Origin of the sequence: Streptomyces sp. ITFR-21, from assembly GCF_031844685.1 — a bacterium.
GTDB lineage: Bacteria > Actinomycetota > Actinomycetes > Streptomycetales > Streptomycetaceae > Actinacidiphila.
This window is the reverse complement of the sequence record NZ_CP134605.1, coordinates 2,583,256-2,604,813: the sequence shown is the minus strand read 5'-3', so window position 1 is coordinate 2,604,813 and position 21,558 is coordinate 2,583,256. Positions and strand designations below refer to the sequence as shown.

The following is a 21,558-nucleotide window of genomic DNA, read 5'->3' as shown; positions in this document are numbered from 1 at the left end:
TGCCGCGCCTGCTCAGCTCCGCACGCGCCCCCAGCCGGTGCCAGTGGCCCGGCCGCGCCTACCCGGCCCCAACCTCGCCCGCGCTCACCCAGCTCCAGCCCAGTTCCAGCCCAGTTCCAGCCCGGCCCCAACCCCGCCCGCGCCCGCCGCCGTCGGTGCCCGCCCGGCCGCTCCTTGGCGCGCCCGCCCAGCTTCGCCCGCGCCCCCCCGCCCGCGCCTGCCGCCCGCCGCGGATAGGGCGGTGCCTCTCAGACCGCCAGCAGGTCCAGCGGCATCGGCCGCACCTTGCCCTCGATCATCGCGCCCAGGCCGCGTACCGCCACCGTGTCGGGGTTCGGGGCGACGTGCACCGGCATCTCGGTGAACTGGCGCAGCATCAGGTCCAGGCCGGGCATCTTCGCGCTGCCGCCGGCCAGCATGATGCCGCGGTCGGCGAGGTCGGCGACCAGGTCGGGCGGGCAGTGCCGCAGCACCGAGGTGATCGCGTCCAGCACCGACGTCAAAGGGGTGCGCATCGCGTGCCGTACGCCCTCGGTCTCGACCAGGACGGTACGGGCCAGCCCGCTGCGCACGTCCCGCCCGTGCACCTCGGTGGTGGCGGTGCCGCCGCTGCCGGGGCTGCCGAGCATCTGGTGCAGCGGGCGGACCGCCTGGCTGGGCAGCAACAGCTCGTGCAGGGTGCGTAGGTGCTCGACCACCGCCCGGTCGATGGCGTCGCCGCCGACGGGCACGGTGCCGGCGGACACGATCGCGCCCAGCGACAGCACCGCGACCTGCGTCGTACCGGCGCCGCAGACCACGATCATGGTGGCCTCGGGGTGCTCCACCGGCAGTCCGCAGCCCACCGCCGCCGCGATCAGCGTGTCCACCAGCTCCACCCGGCGCGCGCCGAGCCCGTAGAGCGTCTCGACGGCCGCCCGGCGGGCGATCGGCTCGCTGCCGTGCGGCATGCACACCGCCGCCCGCATCACCGGCATGCCGCGGACCAGGGACATCCGCAGCCAGCGGCGGCCCAGCTTGTCGCCGAGGATGTGCCGCAGCATCCGCTGGGCCATCGCGATGTCGACCACCGCGCCGCCGGCCACCGGGCGGGCCACCCGGATGTGGTCCGGGGTGCGGCCCGCCATCATCTCGGCGCGGGCGCCCACCGCGATCAGCGCGCCGGTCCGTACGTCGAACGCCACCACGCTCGGCTCGTCCGCGACCAGACCCCGGCCGCGCAGGAACACCCGGGTGCGGGCGGCGCCCAGGTCCACGGCCATCGTGCAGCGGCGCAGCTGGTCCAGCGTGGGGTTCGGCGGGATGTGCGCGGAGTTCGTGATCACTGCGGACCGCCTTGGGCACGCGAGGGGTGGTGGGTGGCCAGCGCCCAGATCACGAAGACGTCGATCGCGACCATGATGACCGACCACACGGGCTGGTACGGCAGGAAGATGAAGTTGGCCACCATGCTCAGGCCGGCGATCAGGATGCCGGTCAGCCGGGCCCAGCCGGCGCCGCGCAGCACGCCGGCGCCGACCAGGACCGCGACGATGCCGAGCGCGAAGTGGATCCAGCCCCAGGCGCGTACGTCGAACTCGTACGTGTACGAGCCGCGGGTGCGGACGTAGACCACGTCGCGGGCGATGCCGGCGATGCCCTCCAGGACCGCCAGTACGCCCGCGAACAGCAGCATCGTGCCGGCGAACAGGGTGCCGCCGGCCGCCCACGGGCCTTGGCCGCCGCCGGCCCCGGGGTGCGTGTGCGGGTGCCTGCCGCCGGCCGGGGTGCGCTGGGCGGTGGGGCCCGCGGGGGTCGGTCCGGTCGAGCCGGGGGGCGTGGGTCCGGGGGACGGCGGTGGCGTGGGCGGATCCTGCTGGCTCATCACGGGGCTCCCCGGCATGCGTCGGCGTCCAAGGCGCGGGGGCCGGACCCGCTGGTGAGGAGTCCGGCCTGCTACCCGCTCTATGACCACAGGATTTGACGTATTGTCGGATCACGCGACCACGGGTGACCCGTCCGGGCCACCCGCGCAGGCAAATCACCCCCGGACAGCCCACGGGATCGGGGCCGTCCGGGGGTGCGGTCGTACGGGCCGGTCGCTCCGGAGCGACCGGGTCCTGCTCCGGATCGCGCGGGCCCCTGGTCCCGGGCCGCGCGGCCCCCGCTCCGGATCGCGCCGGCTTCTCGCTCCGGGCCGTGTCGGCCCCCCCGCTCAGGCGGTACGGCTCACGCCGTCTCCTCCAGCCGGAAGCCGACCTTCAGCCCCACCTGGAAGTGCTCCACCTCGCCGTCCACGATGTGCCCGCGGACCTGGGTGACCTCGAACCAGTCGAGCTCGCGCAGCGTCTGCGCGGCCCGCCGGACGCCGTTGCGGATGGCGGCGTCGATGCCCTCCGGCGAGGTGCCGACGATCTCGGTGACGCGGTAGGTGTGCTCGGCCATGGCGGAACTCCCTTTCGGTGATTGCGGTTCTTGCCGTTCGCTCGGGTGGCTCGGGTGGCTCGGGTGGCTCGGGTGGCTCGGGTGGCTCGGGTGGCTCGGGTGGCTCGGGTGCGGCCGGGTGGGGCCCGGCCCGGCATGGTCCGGGCGGCACGGTCCGGACCGGCCCGGCGCGGGCGGGCCCGGCGCGGGCGGGCCCGCTCAGTGGTGGAACGCGGTCGTCACGCTCTCCGGACGGTTCGTCGGGTGCGGCTGGCGCCGCAGTTCGGGCAGCAGCCGGGACAGGTCGTCCATCAGCAGGTCGGCGAGGTCGGTGGAGAAGCCGTTGCGGCACACCACCCGCAGCACCGCCAGGTCCTGCCGGTTCGCCGGGAAGGTGTACGCCGGCACCAGCCAGCCGTGCTCCCGCAGCCGCCGCGACAGGTCGAAGACGTCGTACCGCCGCACCTGCGGCGCCGTCGTCACCGCGAACACCGGCAGCTGGTCGCCCCGGGTGACCAGCTGGAAGTCCTCCAGTTCCGCCAGCCGGGCGGCCAGCGAGGTCGCCACGTCCCGGCTGGTCTGCTGCACCGCCCGGAAGCCCTCCCAGCCCAGCCGCAGAAAGGTGTAGTACTGCGCCACCACCTGCGCGCCCGGCCGGGAGAAGTTGAGCGCGAAGGTCGGCATGTCGCCGCCGAGGTAGTTGACCCGGAAGACCAGCTCCTCGGGCAGCGCGTCGGCGTCCCGCCACAGCGCCCAGCCGACGCCGGGGTAGACCAGCCCGTACTTGTGGCCCGAGGTGTTGATCGAGGCCACCCGCGGCAGCCGGAAGTCCCACACCAGGTCCGGGTCGAGGAAGGGCGCGATCATGGCGCCGGAGGCCCCGTCGACGTGCACCGGGACGTGGACGCCGGTCCGCTCCTCGTACGCGTCCAGCGCCGCGCAGATCTCGGCGACCGGCTCGTACGACCCGTCGAAGGTGGAGCCGAGCACGGCCACCACCCCGATGGTGTTCTCGTCGCACAGCTGCACCGCCGCCTCGGCGTCCAGGTGCAGCCGGTCCCCGGTCATCGGCGCGAGCCGCGGCTCCACCTCCCAGAACGCGCAGAACTTCTCCCAGCAGACCTGGACGTTCGCGCCCATCACCAGGTTCGGTCTGGCGGTCGCCGGATAACCGGGGGTGCGCTGGGACCAGCGCCGCTTGAGCGCCATCCCGGCGAGCATGCACGCCTCGGAGGAGCCGGTCGTCGAGCAGCCGACGGTCGCCCCCGGGTCGGGCGCGTTCCACAGGTCGGACAGGATCGCCACGCAGCGCCGCTCCAGCTCGGCGGTGCGCGGGTACTCGTCCTTGTCGATCATGTTCTTGTCGGCGCACTCGGCCATCAGGACGGCCGCCTGCGGCTCCATCCAGGTGGTGACGAAGGTGGCCAGGTTCAGCCGCGAGTTGCCGTCGAGCATCAGCTCGTCGTGCACCAGCTGGTACGCGGCCGACGGCGTCATCGGCCCGCCCGGCAGCCGGTGCCTGGGCGGCGCGGTCGTCATCCCGCCTACCGGGTCGGCGGCTCCGTAGAACGGGTTCACCGCGAGGTCGTGCTGGTCGCCGGAGCCTTTGTGCAGGGACATGCGGGGGCCTCCCGGCCGGATGGGGAACCGTACGGTGACGATACGGGCATCTCGGATCACCCGCAGTTCGTCGCCCCTCGCCTTCCCGCCCGTCGGCCGTCCTACCGGCCGGTGTCCGCCCGGCCGGGGCCCTGTCCCCGTGGGCCGCGGCCCTACCGGCCGGTCCCGTCAGAAGCCGCGGGTCCGCTTCGCGCCCTTGCGCGGGCGGGCGGCGGGCGGCGGCTTGAGAGTGAGCCGGGCGATCTCGTTGCCGAGGTTGACGCCGATGGCGAGCGCCAGGGCCAGGGCGGCGGCCTTGGTGAGCTGGGCGAGGCCCTGGTCGCGGTGGTGCTGGGTGACCGCGAGCAGACCGAAGTACGTGGCCGAACCGGGCAGCAGCGGGCCGATCGCCGTCGTCACGTAGGGCAGTACGGACACGTGCCGGTAGCGGGCCATGAGCTGCCCGAAGAGGCCGACCAGACCGGCCGCGGCGGCGGTGGCGGCGAGCTGGTTGCCGCCCGCCTGCTGGTGCAGCACCCCGTAGACCGTCCAGCCGACACCGCCGTTGAGGGTGGCGAGCAGCAGTACGTTCCGCTCGCACTGGAGCAGTACCGCGAACGCCAGGGTCAACGCCATCGCGGCGGCCAGCTGCACCCACGGGTGGTCGTAGACCGGCGGTGTTTGGTCCGGATCGAGGTCGGCGCCGAGCGACACCCCGACGTACAGCACCAGCGTCACGCCGACGACGATGCCGACGACCAGGTACATCACCTCCAGCAGCCGGGCCGAGGCGGTGATGTAGAAGCCGGTCAGGCCGTCGTGCACGGCGGCCACCAGCGCCCGGCCCGGCAGCAGCGCGAAGAGCCCGCCGGTGATCACCGCGGAGGACGGCACGCCCGTCGCGCCGGGGATCCAGTGCGCGTAGCGGTCGACCAGCACACCCATGGCGGCGGCCGGCATCGCGGCCGCGGCGAACTGGTAGAACTCCGGCAGCCCGCGCCCGGCCAGCAGCCACGCCAGCCGGTCGCCGAGCATCGCGGCGATCGCCGCCGCCACGAAGATGATCGGACTGCCGCCGACCAGGACGCTGGCCGCGCCCGCCAGCAGGCCCGCCGCGCAGGTCAGCACCCAGCTGCCGTACGGGTGCCGGTTGCGGCGGATCCCGGCGAGCCGGCGGTACGCCTCCTCCAGCGTCACCTCGTGCGCGGTGATCGCGCCGACCAGCGCGAAGACGGCCGCCAGCCGGGTGTAGTCGCTGCCGCGCCGCCGTACCGTACGGCTCATGGTCAGCGGCGGCTCGGTCAGCGAGGGCTGGTACGAGATCCCGAGCAGGGTGAAGGTGACGGCGGGTTCCACCCGGGCCAGCCCGTACGCGTAGGTGACGCCGAACATCGCCGCCTCCACGTCCTCGGCGCCCTCGCCGCCGGCCAGCAGAAGTTCGCCGATCCGCAGCGTCAGGTCCAGCACCCGGGGGACGGCGGGCCCGCCCTCGCCGCGCTCCGGCGGGAGGGCCGGGGCCGGGCGCTCGGTGGCGGGCAGCCGGACCATGGCCCGCATCCGGTCCTGCCAGCGGGCGTCCTCCGGCGGCAGCACGATCACGGGTATCCCCTCGGGCGGCGTGAACGCGCTGTCCCGCCCGCCGCCCGCCGACTGCTCCGGCCGGCCCCGGTCGCCCTGTCCCGCCTCCCCGCCCGTACCGCTCAAAGCGTCAGCGCTTCTGCGCCCGGTGCCGCCCGCCCCGCGCGGCCGGCGCCAGCAGATCGGCGGCGTCGGCCCGCTCGGGATCCGGCCCGGTGCCGCCCGCGGCGGCGGGCCGCCCGGCCTTGCCCCGCGACCGCAGGAATTCGACCGCGAGCGGGATCACCGAGACCAGCACCACCAGGACGAGCATCGGCTCGATGTTGTCGCGGACGAAGGAGATCTGCCCGAGCCAGTAACCGAGCAGCGTGACACCCGCCCCCCACATCGTGCCGCCGATGAGGTTGAAGGTGAGAAAGGTGCGGTAGTTCATTCGGCTCACGCCCGCCACGATCGGCGTGAAAGTCCGTACCACCGGTACGAAACACGCCATGACGATGGCTTTGGGGCCGTGGTGCTCGAAGAATGCGTGCGCCTTCTCGATGTTCTCCATCTTGAACAGCCGGGAATCCGGCCGCCGGAACAGCGAGGGCCCGACCTTGCGCCCGAAGAGATAGCCCACCTGCTCCCCGGCCACCGCCGCGATCGCGATCGACACCGCCACCAGCGCCAGCGGCCGGTGCAGGGTGCCGGACGCGACGAGCAGACCGGTGGTGAACAGCAGCGAGTCACCCGGCAGGAAGAAACCGATCAGCAGGCCGGACTCGGCGAACACGATCAGCAGTACGCCCCACAGGCCGTATGTGTTGATCAGGTGGTCGGGGTCGAGCCAGCTCGGGCCCAGCGCGAGGTTCGTCACGATCCAAAAGTATCAATCCGGTGTTGACACAAACGTTCCGCAACCGGGCGTTCGTGGACTACCTTCTCCGCAGCGTCATCGGAACACCCACTCAAGTTGCGCAAGTCCAGCAGCAAGCACGGCAAGTCAGGCATGTCATGCACGTCACGCAACATCACCACGGTCCGTATCGTCCTTCCGTCGCGGACCAGCCGTCTCGCGGCCCGCAACCGCACCCGTGTCCCCACCCGTACACGTACCACCCCCTGCATCCGTATGCGTAGCCCGTATCCGCACTCGCATCCGCACGACACCCGTCACTGCGTCCGACCAACCTGGCGGCTCCCGTTATGACACGCGCCATCACCCTGCACGAAGTCTCCAAGTACTACCCGAAGCAGCCGTCGCCGGCCGTGGACCGGTTCTCACTCGACATCGCCCCCGGAGAGTTCCTGGTCCTGCTGGGTCCGTCGGGCTGCGGCAAATCGACCGTGCTGCGGATGATCGCCGGGCTGGAGGACATCACCACCGGCGAGCTGCTGCTCGACGGCGAGTACTCCAACGACCTCGCCCCCGGCGACCGCAGGATGGCGATGGTCTTCCAGAACTTCGCCCTGTACCCGAGCATGACCAGCCGGGAGAACATCAGCTTCCCGCTGCGCTTCGAGATGCCCGGCGCGGAACACGGCCCCCGGGTCGACGAGACCGCCCGTATCCTCGGGATCGAGGAGATCCTGGACCGCTACCCCGGGCAGCTGTCCGGCGGCGAGCGGCAGCGCGTCGCCATGGGCCGCGCGATCTCCCGCCACCCCTCGGTCTTCCTGATGGACGAGCCGCTGTCCAACCTGGACGCGAAGCTGCGCGCGCACCTGCGCGCCGAGATCGCCCGGCTCACCCACGGCATGGGCGTCACCACCGTCTACGTCACCCACGACCAGGCCGAGGCGATGTCGCTCGGTGACCGGGTGGCGATCATGCGCAGCGGCGTGCTGCAGCAAATCAGCACCCCGCGTGAGGCGTACCACCTGCCGGAGAACGTGTTCGTCGCCGCCTTCGTCGGCACCCCGCGGATCAACCTGCTCCAGGCCACCGTGATCGCCCCGCTGACCGGCGGGATGTGGATCGACTTCGGGCGGCAGCGGCTCGCCCTGCCCGAGCCGCTCAGCTACGACCACCAGATGCTGCGCATCCAGCAGGGCCGGCGGATCATCGTCGGTCTGCGCCCGGAGGCGGTGCGGATCGCCCAGCCGAGCCAGGCGCACGCCGGTGAGGTGGTGCTCAGCGGCATCGTGGAGCACGTGGAGTACCAGGGGCACGAGTCGCTGGTACACCTCGACACCGGGTCGCGGCCGGCCATCGTGCCCGAGCTGGAGTCGCCGCGGCCGGTCGGCGGCACCGGCAGCCGGGCCGGCAACCGGCGGGCCGCGGGCGGCTCCAGCGGCCTCGGCAAGCTCGCGCACAAGGCGGCCCGCCGGCTCCAGGCATCGGTCATGGAACGCGACCACGGTGGTGCCGACGACAGGGTGCCGCCGCGGCCCGCGCACAGCCCCGGCCAGGGCCCGGTCACGGTGATGGACCGCCCGGCGGCCCCGCCGGAGACCCAGACCGGCGACCTCGTCGTCCGTACCGGCCCGGACATCCGGGTACGGCGCGGCGACCGGGTGCCGCTGCTGGTCGACCTGGCGTACCTGTACGTCTTCGACCAGGAGGGCTACCGGATCTGCCCGGTCCCGGCCCAGCAGCCGCGGCTGGAGTAGCGGGCGGGGGCGGTGGGGGCGGTACGCGGGGGCCGCCGGCCGGGCGCTGTCCGGGCCGGCGGCAAAAGCGTTGGAGCCGGCGGTCCGTGGCGCTCTAGAGTCCGGGGCATGACGGTCGGCAGGGCGGACGCTGACGGGGGCGGCGAGCCGTCCCGGGCGCGGGCCTGCCGGCGGATCGGGGCGCGGACGCGAGCCGCCGCCCCGCGGCCCGGGACCTCCCCGCTGTTCGAAAGGCATTCTGACGCCATGCTCGGGACCACCGACCTTCCGACGTACCTGGCGGGGGTGGCGCTGATCGTCCTGCTCCCCGGCCCCAACTCCCTGTACGTCCTCTCGGTCGCCGCTCGCCGCGGCCCCCGCACCGCCTACCGCGCCGCCGCCGGGGTCCTCTGCGGCGACACCGTCCTGATGACCCTCTCCGCGGCGGGTGTCGCCTCACTCCTCAAGGCCAGCCCGATCGCCTTCGACCTGGTCAAGTTCGCCGGCGCGGGCTATCTGACCTGGCTCGCCGTCGGCATGCTCCGCACCGCCCGCCGCACATGGCGCTCCCGCGCGGCCAAGCCGGCCGCCGCCCCGCCGTCCCCGGCGGCCGCCTCCCGCGTGCCGGCCGCCGCCCCCGCTGTCGCCCCCGCCCCGGCCGGCGATCCGCTGCCCCGGGCCGCGGAACCGCCGTCCCCGGCCGCCGGGCCGGGCGCCGCGCCCGCCCGCCAGGAGGAGCGCCCCTACCGCCGCGCCCTCGTCGTCAGCCTCTTCAACCCCAAGGCGATCCTCTTCTTCATCGCCTTCTTCGTGCAGTTCGTCGACCCCGCCTACCCGCACCCCGCCCTGTCCTTCCTCCTCCTCGGCAGCTGCGCCCAGGTCCTCTCCATCACCTATCTCACCGCCCTCATATTCGCCGGCAGCTACCTCGCCAGCACCTTCCGCCGCCGCACCCGCCTGGCCGCCACCCTCTCCGCCGGCACCGGCGCGGTCTTCCTGGCCTTCGCGGCCAAACTCTCGCTGGCCGGCACGGTCTGACCCCGGGGGACCCACGTCCCACCTCTGACGCGCCCCCCGTGTGAGCGCGCGCGGCTCCGGATCCGGGCGGGGCCGGAGCGTGTGGCGGGGCCGGAGCTTCGGGCGGGCAGGGGCGGGGGAGGGGCCGGGCGCGGGCGCAGGGGCGAGGGCTGTACGCGCGCGCCGACGTCCCGTCACGAGCCCCTGGCCGGCCCCCGGCACGCGGCCGCGCGGGCCGTCACCCATGCGGCCGGACACGCCGAAGGGCGGCCCGGGGATTGGTTCCCCGAGCCGCCCTTCGCGGCACGGCCGGCCCTGCCGGGAGCCGGGCTCAGTGGGCGGAGCCCTTGTCCTTCAGCCGGCGGAACGACTCCTCGATCTCGGCCTCCGCCTCGGCGCGGCCGACCCAGTCGGCGCCCTCGACGGACTTGCCGGGCTCAAGGTCCTTGTAGACCTCGAAGAAGTGCTGGATCTCCAGCCGGTCGAACTCGCTGACGTGGTGGATGTCGCGCAGGTGCTCCACCCGCGGGTCGGAGGCGGGGACGCACAGGACCTTGTCGTCGCCGCCCGCCTCGTCCGTCATCCGGAACATGCCGATCGCCCGGCAGGTGATCAGGCAGCCAGGGAACGTCGGCTCGTCCAGGATGACCAGCGCGTCCAGCGGGTCGCCGTCCTCGCCGAGGGTGTTCTCGACGAAGCCGTAGTCGGCCGGGTAGCTGGTCGAGGTGAAGAGCCTGCGGTCCAGGCGGATACGACCGGTCTCGTGGTCCACCTCGTACTTGTTCCGCGAACCCTTCGGGATCTCGATCGTGACGTCGAACTCCAAGGCCCTACTCCTCCATGAATCAGCGCACAGTGCGGGTGGTTAAGTGTCTCCCACGCAGATGGGTGGTCGCGAAAGGGGCTGGTCGCCGGTGCCGCTCGGCAGGACATGGCAGGTCGTGGCGGGGTCGGCCGCGCTGGGTCTGGCAGTGGCTGCCGGGGCGGTTGCCGCGGCCGGGCCGTGGGAGTCAGGTCAGCGTACGGCGGAACGGTCCTTCGCCGCCGCCCGGGACCGGCAACCGGGCCGCGCGGCCCGCCCGATACCCAGGGCGGCGCCCCCGCCGCCCGCCGCCGCACCCGTCCTGCTCCCCGTCCCGGTGACCGCGAGCGGCCCGGCCCCCGCGCTCGCCGGCCGGCTCGACCCGCTGATGGCCGCGCCGGGCCTCGGCACGGTACGCACCGGGGCCGTCGTCGATGTCGCCACCGGCCGGCTGCTCTACGACCACCACGCCCGTACGGTCTCCACGCCCGCGTCCACCACCAAGCTCGCCACCGCCGTCGCCGCCCTCGGCACGCTCGGACCCGGCCACCGGTTCAGCACCGCCGTGGTCACCACGGGCCCCGGCCGGATCGTGCTGGTCGGCGGCGGCGACCCCACCCTGGTGCTGGACGGGCTCGCCGCCGACACCGCGCGGGCGTTGGAGGCGGGCGGTACGAGGACGGTCCGCCTCGCGTACGACACCTCGTTCTTCGCCGGGCCCACGCTGCACCCGATCGGGCCCAACGACAACCTGGCGCCGGTGACGGCGCTGATGGTGCGCGACGGGCGGCTGGACGGCAGCGGGAGCGGGCCCGCGCCGCGGGCGTACGACCCGGCCGCCGCGGCGGCGAGCGGGTTCGCCGGGCTGCTGGCCGAGCGCGGCATCAGGGTCGAGGGCGACCCGGAACCAGGCAGCGGGGCCGGGGGCACGCAGCTGGCGGTTCACCGGTCGGCGGCGCTGTCGGACCTGGTGGAGCGGATGCTGACCGACAGCGACAACGATCTCGCCGAGGCGCTGGCCCGGCAGACCGCCCGCGCCGCCGGGCTGCCCGCGAACTTCGCCGGCGGCGCCGCGGCGATCCGAGCCGCCCTGACCCGCTACGGCGTCCCGCTGGGCGGCGCGGACTTCCACGACGGCAGCGGCCTGGACCACGCGGACAAGCTCGCCCCCCTCACCCTTGCCCGCCTCCTCGCGCTGGCCGCCTCCCCGGCCCACCCCGAACTCCGCCCCGTCCTCACCGGCCTCCCGGTCGCCGCCTTCACCGGCACCCTCGCCGCTCGCTTCCACGCCTCCCCCGGCGCCGGCCTCGTCCACGCCAAAACCGGCACCCTCACCGGCACCAACACGATCGCCGGCACGACCGTCACCCGCTCCGGCCGCCTCCTCGCCTTCTCCTTCATGACCCAGCACGCCCCTTCCCCGACCGCGGCCCAATCCGCCCTCGACGCCTTGGCCACGGCCCTCACCCCCTAAGCCCGGGAAGGCGCCCCTCGCCGAGCCCCTCGCGCCGGCGGAGGGCCCGGGTGCCGGCAGGGCACGGGACCCGCGGTCGGATCCTGTGGCGGGGCCGCGGGGAAGCGCGTGGCCGTGCGGGTCGGCCGTGGAACCGGAGAACGGGGCCGGGCAAGCGGGCCGGAGAACGGGGTTGGGGAGGGGGGCCGGGCCGGAGCCCCGGGAGGGGGGAGGACGCCGGCCGGGAGGTTTGGTGACGCGGGTGGAACCCCCAAAGCGGGAGCGGCAACGTACCGTGAAGACATGACGAGCATCGGTGGAAGCGAGATGGTCGACTGGAACCTCGCCGTGGCGACCGCGCAGCGGCTGACGCGGCCGGGGCCTGAGGTGAGCCGGGACGAGGCGCGGGCGATCGTGGCCGAACTGCGGGAGCACGCCCTGGCGTCGGAGACGCACGTCAGGGCGTTCACCCGGATGTTCGGGGACGAGGAACCCGACCCGCACGGCACCCCCGTGCTGATCGTGGACCGGCCGGGGTGGGTGAAGGCGAATGTGGCCGGCTTCCGCGAGGTCATGAAACCGCTGCTCGGGAAGATGCAGGCCCGCCGGCCGGGCGGCGCGGGCGGCCTGGTGCTGGGCACCGTCGGCGGCAAGGTCACCGGCGTCGAGGTCGGCATGCTGCTGAGCTTCCTGTCCTCCCGGGTGCTCGGCCAGTACGAGACCTTCGCGCCGCCCAGCCGGGACCTGCCGGCCGGCCCGGTGCAGCCGGGCCCCGGCGCGGCGAAGGCCGGCCGGCTCCTGCTGGTGGCGCCCAACATCGTGCACGTCGAGCGGGAACTCGACGTCGACCCGCACGACTTCCGGCTGTGGGTGTGCCTGCACGAGGAGACCCACCGCACCCAGTTCTCCGCCGTGCCGTGGCTGCGCGACCACATCGAGGGCGAGATCCAGTCGTTCCTCGGTGAGACCGAGCTCGACGCCTCCACGGTGATCGAGCGGGTGCGGCAGGCCGTGCAGTCCTTCAGCGGCGGGAACTCCACGGGCGCCGCGGACGAGGACTCCGACGACGGCCGCAGCCTGATGGACCTGGTGCAGACACCCACCCAGCGGGACATCCTCGGCCGGATGACGGCGGTGATGTCGCTGCTGGAGGGCCACGCCGACTACGTGATGGACGGCGTCGGCCCGCTGGTGGTGCCGACCGTCGCGGAGATCCGGGAGAAGTTCACCCGGCGCCGGGCCAGCGGCGCCGGCCGCCTGGACCAGGTGCTGCGCAAACTGCTGGGGCTCGACGCGAAGATGCGGCAGTACCGGGACGGCGAGCGCTTCGTCCGGGCGGTGGTCGAGGAGGTCGGCATGGACGGCTTCAACCGGGTCTGGACCTCGCCGAACACCCTGCCGACCAAGTCGGAGATCGCCAAGCCGGGGGAGTGGATCACCCGGGTGCACGGCCGCGGCGAGTGAGCGGGACGCGGACCCGCCCCCGGGGAGCCGCCGGCGCCGCCCGGCGGCTCCCCGGGCGGGTCCGCCGCCGGAGCCGGCCGCCGAACCCGCGGCCGGGTCCGGCCCCCCGGAGCCGCACCTCCGCCCGCACCTCCGCCCGAGCCGTCACCCGGAGCCGTACGCCCCGGAGCCGGGCGCCGGAGCCGGCGGCTCCCCGCGGGGCCACGTACCACCGCCGTCCACCACCGTCCGCATCACGTCCGCACCCTGTGAACGCCGCCGTCGCCGTCGCCGCCCCGCCCCGGTGGCCACGGAAAGCGACCGTCTGACAACCGGTTCACCCGTCCGAGGGACCGTAAGCGTGGGGTTACGCGTGCGATGCTCGGGTAATGCCCGGTCTTCTGTCACCATCTGAATACCCTGCGTCACTTCAGAAGCCCCCCACGCTCGCCGGGGTGCCTCCCGAAGCGCTCACCGAAGCCCCTCACGACCTCCCTTGGAGGGAACCGGACATGGGACCTCACCCCACGGTCGCGGCGATACGCCTGGCGGTCCGCCGCGTCCTGCACGACGTGCTCACCGCGTCCCCAGAACCCCGCCCCCTGGTGCTCGCCGCGTGCAGCGGCGGAGCCGACTCGATGGCGCTCGCCGCCGCCCTCGCCTTCGAAGCGCCCCGGCTCGGCGTACGCGGCGGAGCCGTCACCGTCGACCACGGGCTGCAGGCCGGTTCGGCCGGCCGGGCCGTCGAGGTCGCCGAGCGGCTGCGCGACCTCGGCCTGGACCCGGTGGAGGCGGTGGGCGTCACCGTCGGCCGCCAGGGCGGCCCCGAGGCCGCCGCCCGCGACGCCCGCTACGCCGCCCTGGACGCCACCGCCGAGCGGCGCGGCGCCGCCGCCGTCCTGCTCGGCCACACCCGCGACGACCAGGCCGAGACGGTCCTGCTGGGCCTGGCCCGCGGCTCCGGCACCCGCTCGCTGTCCGGCATGGCGCCGGTCTCCGGCACCGGCGGGCGCTACCGGCGGCCCTTCCTGCTGCTGGACCGCGACACCGTCCGCAAGGGCTGCCTGGCCCAGGGCATCACCGTGTGGGAGGACCCGCACAACCAGGATCCCGCCTACACCCGCTCCCGGGTCCGGCACGAAGCCCTGCCGGTGCTGGAGAAGTCGCTCGGCAAGGGCGTGGTCGAGGCGCTGGCCCGTACCGCCCAGCTGTCCAGGGACGACGCCGACGCCCTTGACCAGTGGGCGGCCGACGCCCAGGACGAGGCCGCGGCCGAGGACGGCAGTCTGGACGTGCCCCGGCTGTGCGCGCTGCCCCCGGCGGTCCGGCGGCGGGTGCTGCGCCGGACGGCCATCGCGGCCGGCTCCCCGCCGGGCTTCCTCTTCGCCCGCCACATCGAGGAGGTGGACCGGCTGGTCACCGACTGGCACGGGCAGAAAGCGCTCAACCTGCCGGGCGGCGTCGCCGCCCACAGGGCGAATGGCAGACTGTTCTTCTCGCCGTCGTAGAGCCGCTTACCTGAGGACGTACCGCGCAGTGAACGAGAACGACATGGGCGCCGATCTGGAAAAGGTGCTTCTCTCCAAGGCAGAGATCGACGCGAGGCTGGCCGAGCTCGCCCAGGAGATCGACCGGGACTACGCGGGCAGGGACCTGCTGATCGTCGGCGTGCTCAAGGGCGCCGTGATGGTGATGGCCGACCTGGCCCGCGCCCTGTCCAGCGAGGTCACGATGGACTGGATGGCGGTGTCGTCGTACGGCGCCGGCACCAAGTCCTCCGGGGTGGTCCGCATCCTCAAGGACCTGGACACCGACATCGCCGGCCGCGACGTGCTCATCGTCGAGGACATCATCGACTCCGGCCTGACGCTGTCCTGGCTGATCAGCAACCTGGGCTCGCGCGGCCCCGCCTCCCTGGAGGTGTGCACCCTGCTGCGCAAGCCGGAGGCGGCCAAGGTCACGATCGACGTGAAGTACACCGGCTTCGACATCCCCAACGAGTTCGTCGTGGGGTACGGCCTGGACTACGCCGAGAAGTACCGCAACCTCCCCTTTGTCGGCACCCTGGCGCCGCACGTCTACGGCGGCTGACGCCCGGCGGGAACCCGGACCGGATTCCCGCCGTTGGAGCAGGGGAAGCGGGATTGTTAACGGTCGGCGGCAACCTCGGGGGACAATGCTGGGGTACCGTCCGAAGGTCGGGTCAATACAACACCGGATGCACGCGGCGCCACCAGACGCCGGTGCCTCACTGTGGCAGGAGGGACGGGGCGGCTTCGCCCCGCATGGATGGACGTGAAGCGCTATTTCCGTGGGCCAGTTATGTGGATCGTGCTGGCTGTCCTCGCCGTGGTCGTGCTGATGCAGGTCGTCGGGTCCGGCGGCGGCTACAAAACGGTGGACACCGGCGCGGTACTGCACGCGATCGACACCAACCAGGCCAAGTCCGCCGAGCTGACGACCGGAGACGACAACTCCATCAAGGTCCAGCTCAAGAGCGGCGTCAAGATCGAGGGCAGCAGCAAGGTCCGGGCCAGCTACATCGGTGACCAGGGTGCCGCCATCGCCGCCAACCTGCAGAACATCGTGGACGGCAAGGTCCCCGGCGTGCACCTGCAGGACAAGTACACCGTCTCGCAGTCCAAGCAGAACGCCTTCGTCGGCATCCTGCTGTCGCTGCTGCCGTTCGTGCTGATCGTGGTGGTCTTCCTCTTCCTGATGAACCAGATGCAGGGCGGCGGTTCGCGCGTCATGCAGTTCGGGAAGTCCAAGGCCAAACTGATCACCAAGGACACGCCGAAGACCACCTTCGCCGACGTGGCCGGCTGTGACGAGGCGGTGGAGGAGCTCCAGGAGATCAAGGAGTTCCTCCAGGAGCCCGCGAAGTTCCAGGCCGTCGGCGCCAAGATCCCCAAGGGCGTGCTGCTGTACGGCCGGCCGGGTACCGGCAAGACGCTGCTCGCGCGCGCTGTCGCGGGTGAGGCGGGCGTGCCGTTCTACTCGATCTCCGGTTCCGACTTCGTCGAGATGTTCGTCGGTGTCGGTGCCTCCCGGGTCCGTGACCTGTTCGAGCAGGCCAAGGCGAACGCCCCGGCGATCGTCTTCGTCGACGAGATCGACGCCGTCGGCCGGCACCGCGGCGCGGGCCTCGGCGGCGGCCACGACGAGCGCGAGCAGACGCTGAACCAGCTGCTCGTCGAGATGGACGGCTTCGACGTGAAGGGCGGCGTGATCCTGATCGCCGCCACCAACCGGCCCGACATCCTCGACCCGGCGCTGCTGCGCCCGGGGCGCTTCGACCGGCAGATCGCGGTGGACCCGCCGGACCTCCAGGGCCGTCTGGAGATCCTCAACGTGCACCTCAAGGGCAAGCCGGTCGCGCCGGACGTCGACATGATGGCCGTCGCCCGCCGTACCCCCGGCTTCACCGGCGCCGACCTGAGCAACGTGCTCAACGAGGCGGCGCTGCTCACCGCCCGCAGCGACAAGAAGATCATCGACAACGGCACGCTGGACGAGGCCATCGACCGCGTGGTGGCCGGCCCGCAGAAGCGCACCCGGATCATGTCGGACAAGGAGAAGAAGATCACCGCGTACCACGAGGGCGGACACGCCCTGGTCGCGGCGGCTTCCCCCAACTCCGACCCGGTGCACAAGGTGACGATCCTGTCCCGCGGCCGTGCCCTGGGGTACACCATGGTGCTGCCCGACGAGGACAAGTACTCCACCACACGCAACGAGATGCTGGACCAGCTCGCCTACATGATGGGCGGCCGGGCCGCGGAGGAACTCGTCTTCCACGACCCGACCACCGGCGCCTCGAACGACATCGAGAAGGCCACCGCCACCGCCCGCGCCATGGTCACGCAGTACGGCATGACCGAGCGGCTCGGCGCGATCAAGTTCGGTTCGAGCGACTCCGAGCCGTTCCTGGGCCGTGAGATGGGTCACCAGCGCGACTACTCCGAAGAGGTCGCCGGGCTGGTCGACGAAGAGGTCAAGAAGCTCATCGAGACCGCGCACAACGAGGCCTGGGAGATCCTGGTCGAGAACCGGGACGTGCTGGACAACCTGGTGCTGGCCCTGCTGGAGCGGGAGACGCTGAACAAGGAGGAGATCGCACAGGTCTTCGCCCCGATCGTGAAGCGTCCGCCGCGCCCCGCCTGGACCGGCTCCGCCCGGCGCTCCCCGTCGACCCGGCCGCCCGTGCTCTCGCCGCGCGAACTGGCGCTCACCAACGGCGCGCAGCCGGCCAACGGCAGCACGCCGCTGTCCACCGCCAAGCCGCCCGCCGAGCCGGTGGAGCTGCCGGAGGACCGGCCGGAAGGCTGATCACCGCTGGTCCGGCCGGATGTCCGGAATGCGTGCTGCGGCCCCAGGGTTCTAGCCTTGGGGCCGCAGCGACGTCCGGACGCGGTGGCCGGGACCCGGCGGGCGCCGGGTGGCCGCCGCCGGGGGGACGTCTTCGCACAAGGAACGAGGTACTCATGACCGATCCCGTGACGCTCGACGGCGAAGGCGCCATCGGCGAGTTCGACGAGAAGCGGGCCGCGGCCGCGATCCGGGAGCTGCTGCTCGCGGTCGGCGAGGACCCGGACCGCGAAGGGCTGCGGGAGACCCCGGAGCGGGTGGCCCGCGCCTACCGGGAGATATTCGCCGGTCTCTGGCAGCAGCCCGAGGACGTCCTGACCACCACCTTCGACCTCGGGCACGACGAGATGGTGCTGGTGAAGGACATCGAGGTGATGTCGTCCTGCGAGCACCACCTGGTGCCGTTCGTCGGCGTCGCCCACGTCGGCTACATCCCGGCCGTCAACGGCAAGATCACCGGACTGTCCAAGCTGGCCCGGCTGGTCGACGTGTACGCGCGGCGCCCCCAGGTGCAGGAGCGGCTCACCACGCAGGTCGCCGAGGCGCTGATGCGGATCCTGGAGCCGCGCGGGGTGATCGTCGTGGTGGAGTGCGAGCACATGTGCATGACGATGCGCGGGGTGCGCAAGCCCGGCGCGAAGACCATCACCTCCGCCGTCCGCGGCCAGCTGCTCAACCCGACCACCCGCTCCGAGGCGATGAGCCTGATCATGGCCCGCGGCTGAGGCGGCCGCCCGGTCGTGGCCCGCGGCCGAGGCGGTCGGCGGGTCGTGCCGGCGGTCGGTGAGTGCGGTCGGCGGGCCGTGCCCGCTGCCCGCGGCTGCGGCCGGCTGGAAGGGGACCCCGGGAGGGAACCCCCATAGGCCGGTTCACGTCCTACAGGGCGCTCATTGTTCGTACCGGAGCGGATTGCGGGTCATGTCCCGCAACTCCCGGTCATGTTGGGGCTTGGGGAGCCATGTCTGTTCACGTGGCGGGCGACAGCCCGGCGCGGCCCGGCGGTCCGGTCCGGCGCCGCCGGCTGCCGCGGCCCACGGCCGTGCCCGGGATCATCGGCACCGCGGCCGCGGTGATCGGCCTGCTCGACGTCGTCTCGGCGGTGTTCCCGGCGTTCCGCAACGGCCGGATGCACGCGCTGGCCGCCCTCTTCCCCGGCACCGTCAGCTCGCTCGCCGCGGCCACCTCGGTGGTCAGCGGCATACTGCTGCTGATGCTGGCCCACGCCCTCAAGCGCGGCAAGCAGCGCGCCTGGTGGGCGGCCGTGACGCTGCTGCCGGTGGCCGCCGCCTCCCAGCTGATCTACCGGCACTCGATCTTCGGCGCGCTGGTCTCGCTGGGGCTGCTGGCCCTGCTGGTCAGGCACCGCGAGCAGTTCACCGCGCTGTCCGACCCGCGCACCCGCTGGCGGGCCGCGGTCAACTTCGTCGTGCTGAGCGCCTTCGCCTTCGCCCTCGGCCTGGTCATCACCAGCGCCCACCCGGCCGCCGAGAGCGGTGATCCGGGGTTCACCGACCGCTGCCGGCACGTGCTGTTCGGCCTGTTCGGGTTCGAGGGGCCGGTGCGCTACACCAGCGACCGGGTCGGCGACGTCGTCGGCTACTCGCTCGGCGGCCTCGGCCTGCTCATCGCCTGCTCGACCGCGTACCTGGTGCTGCGCCCGGCCCGCCCGGTCGCCGAACTCAGCGCCGCCGACGAGGCCCGGCTGCGCGGCCTGCTGGCCCGGCACGGCGCCCGCGACTCGCTCGGCCACTTCGCGCTGCGCCGCGACAAGTCGGTGGTCTTCTCCGCCAGCGGTAAGGCCGCCGTCTGCTACCGGGTGGTGTCCGGGGTGGCCCTGGCCAGCGGCGACCCGATCGGCGACGTCGAGGCGTGGCCCGGCGCCATCGACCGCTTCATGGCGCTGGCCCGCGCCCACGCGTGGCTGCCGGCCGTCGTCGGGTGCAGTGAGACCGGCGGCGAGGTGTGGACCCGCGAGACCGCCCTGGACGCCCTGGAACTCGGCGACGAGGCCATCGTGGACGCCGCGGGCTTCACCCTCGAGGGCCGCGCCATGCGCAACGTACGGCAGATGGTCAAGCGGATCGAGCGGTCCGGCTACGTGTGCCGGGTGCGGCGGGTGCGCGAGCTGTCCGAGGGCGAGCGGCGGCGGGTACGGCTGGCCGCCGACGCCTGGCGCGGCACCGACACCGAACGCGGCTTCTCCATGGCGCTCGGCCGCTTCGGCGAGGACGCGGACGGGGACTGCGTGGTGGTCACCGCCCACAAGGAACGCGGGCCCGGCGATGCGCACCCGGAGCTCGGCGACCTGCGGGCCGTGCTGCACTTCGTGCCCTGGGGCGCGGACGGGATGTCCCTGGAGCTGATGCGCCGCGACCGCGCCGCCGACCCGGGGCTGAACGAGCTGCTGATCGTCGCCGCCCTCCAGCAGGCGCCCGGCCTGGGCGTGGCCCGGGTCTCGCTGAACTTCGCGATGTTCCGCTCCGCGCTGGCCCGCGGCGAGCGGATCGGTGCGGGGCCGGTGCTGCGCGGCTGGCGCGGCCTGCTGGTGTTCCTGTCCCGCTGGTTCCAGATCGAGTCGCTGTACAAGTTCAACGCGAAGTTCCGCCCCGAGTGGGTGCCGCGCTTCCTGGTCTTCCCCAACTCCCGCGACCTGCCCCGGATCGGTTTCGCGATCATGCAGGCCGAGGGCTTCGTCACGCTCGCCCTGCCGCTGCCGGCCGCCCTCCAGCGCTTCCTGCCGGGACGCGCCGGGCGGCTCGCCCACCGCGAATCCTGCGGCTACGCGGCCGGGACCGGCGGGGGCGGGGCCGCCGCCCCGGCCCAGGACCCGCGCACGGAAAGCGTGGTCGCCTGACCCGTAGGCTGAGCCCATGGTTACGTCCATGGATACGTCACAGGGGCGCGGCAGACCGCTCGGACTGCCGGTGTGGGACCGCTGCGCGGTCATGGGCGTGGTGAACGTCACCCCCGACTCGTTCTCCGACGGCGGGCGCTGGTTCGACGAGGAGCTGGCCGTCAAGCACGGCCTGGACCTGGTGGCGCAGGGCGCCGACCTGGTGGACGTCGGCGGCGAGTCCACCCGGCCCGGCGCGAAGCGGGTGGACGAGGCGGAGGAGCTGCGCCGGGTGATCCCGGTGGTCGCGGAGCTGGCCTCGGCCGGTGTGCTGGTCAGCGTCGACACCATGCGGGCCGCGGTGGCCGAGCGGGCCGTCGCGGCCGGCGCCCGGCTGGTCAACGACGTCAGCGGCGGCCAGGCCGACCCCGCGATGATCCCGGTGGTGGCCGCGGCCGCGGTGCCGTTCGTCGTGATGCACTGGCGCGGCCAGAGCATCGACATGAACAACCGGGCGGTCTACGCCGACGTGCTCGCCGAGGTCCGCGACGAGCTGCGGGCCGGCCTGGACCGGGCGGTGGCCGGCGGTATCGCGCCCGAGCGGATCGTGCTCGACCCGGGCCTGGGTTTCGCCAAGACCGCCGAGCACGACCTGACGCTGCTCGCCCACCTCGACCGGCTGCGCGAGCTGGGCCGCCCGCTGCTGGTGGCCGCCTCCCGCAAGCGCTTCCTCGGCCGGGTCCTGGCGGGGACGGCCGGCGCGCCCCCGCCGGCCAGGGAGCGCGACGCGGCCACCGCCGCGGTCACCGCCATCGCCGCCCGCGAGCGGGCCTGGGCGGTCCGGGTCCACGAGGTGCACGCGAGCGCCGACGCGGTACGGGTGGCCCGCGCCATCGAGGGCGCGGCGTGACGCCGCGCACCGCGGAGGCCCGCGCCGCCGAGCGGGCCAACCAGGCGTTCTACGACGCGGTGGAGACCTCCGACCTCGACGCGCTGGAAGCGGTGGTGCTGACCGGGCCGCTCGCCGAGTCGGTCACCGTGGTGCACCCCGGCTGGCCGGTGCTGCGCGGGCGCCGCGAGGTGATGCGGTCCTACGCGCTGATCATGGCGAACACCGAGTACATCCAGTTCTTCCTGACCGATGTCGAGGTCGCCGTCGACGGCGACACCGCGCTGGTGAGCTGCACCGAGAACATCCTGACCGGAGGCCCCGCCGAGGAGGACGGCTCGGCCGGATCCCTGGTCGGCGGCCTGGTGGTGGCCACCAACGTGTTCCGCAGGACCCCCGACGGCTGGCGGTTGTGGGTCCACCACGGCTCGCCGGTGCTCGCCGACGACACGGAGGACGGCGCCGACGGCATCGACGACGGCATCGACGGCGACGGCCGGGACAACGGCGGCGGCGGACCGCGCGGCCCGGACGACGTGCCGGGCGGCCTCGGCACACCGGGCGGCGGCCCCGGCCCGGACACGGAGGAGTGAATC

Annotated in this window: 18 protein-coding genes; 11 read left to right on the top strand and 7 right to left on the bottom strand. The window is 73.5% G+C overall.

The window, feature by feature from the left end; all coding sequences use genetic code 11:
• Positions 1-248: 248 nt before the first annotated feature.
• The 6 genes from RLT57_RS11455 to RLT57_RS11430 form a co-directional block, all read right to left on the bottom strand.
• The gene (locus RLT57_RS11455; RefSeq protein WP_311300677.1) at positions 249-1,262 is read right to left on the bottom strand and encodes a rod shape-determining protein; all 1,014 of its coding nucleotides are present in this window, start codon (positions 1,260-1,262) and stop codon (positions 249-251) included.
• A gap of 59 nt (positions 1,263-1,321) precedes the next feature.
• Positions 1,322-1,864: a DUF7144 family membrane protein gene (locus RLT57_RS11450; RefSeq protein WP_311297285.1), complete on the bottom strand. Its 543-nt coding sequence runs from the start codon at positions 1,862-1,864 to the stop codon at positions 1,322-1,324.
• A gap of 344 nt (positions 1,865-2,208) precedes the next feature.
• Complete coding sequence (locus tag RLT57_RS11445) at positions 2,209-2,424, bottom strand: dodecin (protein ID WP_311297284.1); 216 nt, start codon at positions 2,422-2,424, stop codon at positions 2,209-2,211.
• 198 nt (positions 2,425-2,622) lie between these two features.
• Complete coding sequence (locus RLT57_RS11440) at positions 2,623-4,023, bottom strand: glutamate decarboxylase (protein WP_311297283.1); 1,401 nt, start codon at positions 4,021-4,023, stop codon at positions 2,623-2,625.
• 168 nt (positions 4,024-4,191) lie between these two features.
• On the bottom strand, positions 4,192-5,787 hold the full coding sequence (locus RLT57_RS11435) for a threonine/serine ThrE exporter family protein (RefSeq protein WP_399129818.1): 1,596 nt from the start codon (positions 5,785-5,787) through the stop codon (positions 4,192-4,194).
• Positions 5,711-6,439, bottom strand: coding sequence for a DedA family protein (locus RLT57_RS11430; RefSeq protein WP_311297281.1), 729 nt, complete (start codon positions 6,437-6,439; stop codon positions 5,711-5,713). Before RLT57_RS11430 ends, RLT57_RS11435 begins: the two co-directional genes overlap by 77 nt.
• A 329-nt stretch (positions 6,440-6,768) precedes the next feature.
• Here RLT57_RS11430 and RLT57_RS11425 point away from each other — a divergent pair, with 329 nt between their 5' ends.
• Positions 6,769-8,175, top strand: a complete 1,407-nt coding sequence (locus RLT57_RS11425; RefSeq protein ID WP_311297280.1) for an ABC transporter ATP-binding protein — start codon at positions 6,769-6,771, stop codon at positions 8,173-8,175.
• 246 nt (positions 8,176-8,421) lie between these two features.
• Positions 8,422-9,192 carry a LysE family transporter gene (locus tag RLT57_RS11420; RefSeq protein WP_311297279.1) on the top strand — a complete coding sequence of 257 codons (771 nt, stop codon included), beginning with the start codon at positions 8,422-8,424 and terminating at the stop codon, positions 9,190-9,192.
• 310 nt (positions 9,193-9,502) lie between these two features.
• Here the strand turns inward: RLT57_RS11420 and RLT57_RS11415 are convergent, their stop codons facing one another.
• A complete protein-coding gene (locus tag RLT57_RS11415; RefSeq protein WP_311297278.1) occupies positions 9,503-9,997 on the bottom strand; it encodes an inorganic diphosphatase in 495 nt (164 codons plus the stop codon).
• Between the two features lie 313 nt (positions 9,998-10,310).
• Between RLT57_RS11415 and dacB the strand changes: the two genes are divergently transcribed.
• The 9 genes from dacB (at position 10,311) to RLT57_RS11370 (ending at position 21,555) form a co-directional block, all read left to right on the top strand.
• The gene (gene dacB, locus RLT57_RS11410; RefSeq protein WP_311297277.1) at positions 10,311-11,447 is read left to right on the top strand and encodes a D-alanyl-D-alanine carboxypeptidase/D-alanyl-D-alanine endopeptidase; all 1,137 of its coding nucleotides are present in this window, start codon (positions 10,311-10,313) and stop codon (positions 11,445-11,447) included.
• 282 nt (positions 11,448-11,729) lie between these two features.
• Entirely contained in the window at positions 11,730-12,890 is a 1,161-nt protein-coding gene (locus RLT57_RS11405) for a zinc-dependent metalloprotease (RefSeq protein ID WP_311297276.1), read from the top strand.
• Between the two features lie 491 nt (positions 12,891-13,381).
• Entirely contained in the window at positions 13,382-14,377 is a 996-nt protein-coding gene (gene tilS, locus RLT57_RS11400) for a tRNA lysidine(34) synthetase TilS (protein ID WP_311297275.1), read from the top strand.
• A gap of 28 nt (positions 14,378-14,405) precedes the next feature.
• Positions 14,406-14,960, top strand: a complete 555-nt coding sequence (gene hpt / locus RLT57_RS11395) for a hypoxanthine phosphoribosyltransferase (protein ID WP_311297274.1) — start codon at positions 14,406-14,408, stop codon at positions 14,958-14,960.
• A gap of 198 nt (positions 14,961-15,158) precedes the next feature.
• Complete coding sequence (gene ftsH / locus RLT57_RS11390) at positions 15,159-17,201, top strand: ATP-dependent zinc metalloprotease FtsH (RefSeq protein ID WP_311297273.1); 2,043 nt, start codon at positions 15,159-15,161, stop codon at positions 17,199-17,201.
• Between the two features lie 155 nt (positions 17,202-17,356).
• A complete protein-coding gene (folE, locus tag RLT57_RS11385) occupies positions 17,357-17,965 on the top strand; it encodes a GTP cyclohydrolase I FolE (protein ID WP_311297272.1) in 609 nt (202 codons plus the stop codon).
• A gap of 233 nt (positions 17,966-18,198) precedes the next feature.
• A complete protein-coding gene (locus RLT57_RS11380) occupies positions 18,199-20,094 on the top strand; it encodes a phosphatidylglycerol lysyltransferase domain-containing protein (protein ID WP_311297271.1) in 1,896 nt (631 codons plus the stop codon).
• Positions 20,095-20,122: 28 nt separating this feature from the next.
• Positions 20,123-20,983, top strand: a complete 861-nt coding sequence (gene folP / locus RLT57_RS11375) for a dihydropteroate synthase (protein ID WP_311297270.1) — start codon at positions 20,123-20,125, stop codon at positions 20,981-20,983.
• Positions 20,980-21,555 (top strand): nuclear transport factor 2 family protein, encoded by a 576-nt coding sequence (locus tag RLT57_RS11370; RefSeq protein WP_311297269.1) that lies wholly within the window; start codon positions 20,980-20,982, stop codon positions 21,553-21,555. The genes folP and RLT57_RS11370 overlap by 4 nt, the downstream gene beginning before the upstream one ends.
• The last annotated feature ends 3 nt before the right edge of the window (positions 21,556-21,558 follow it).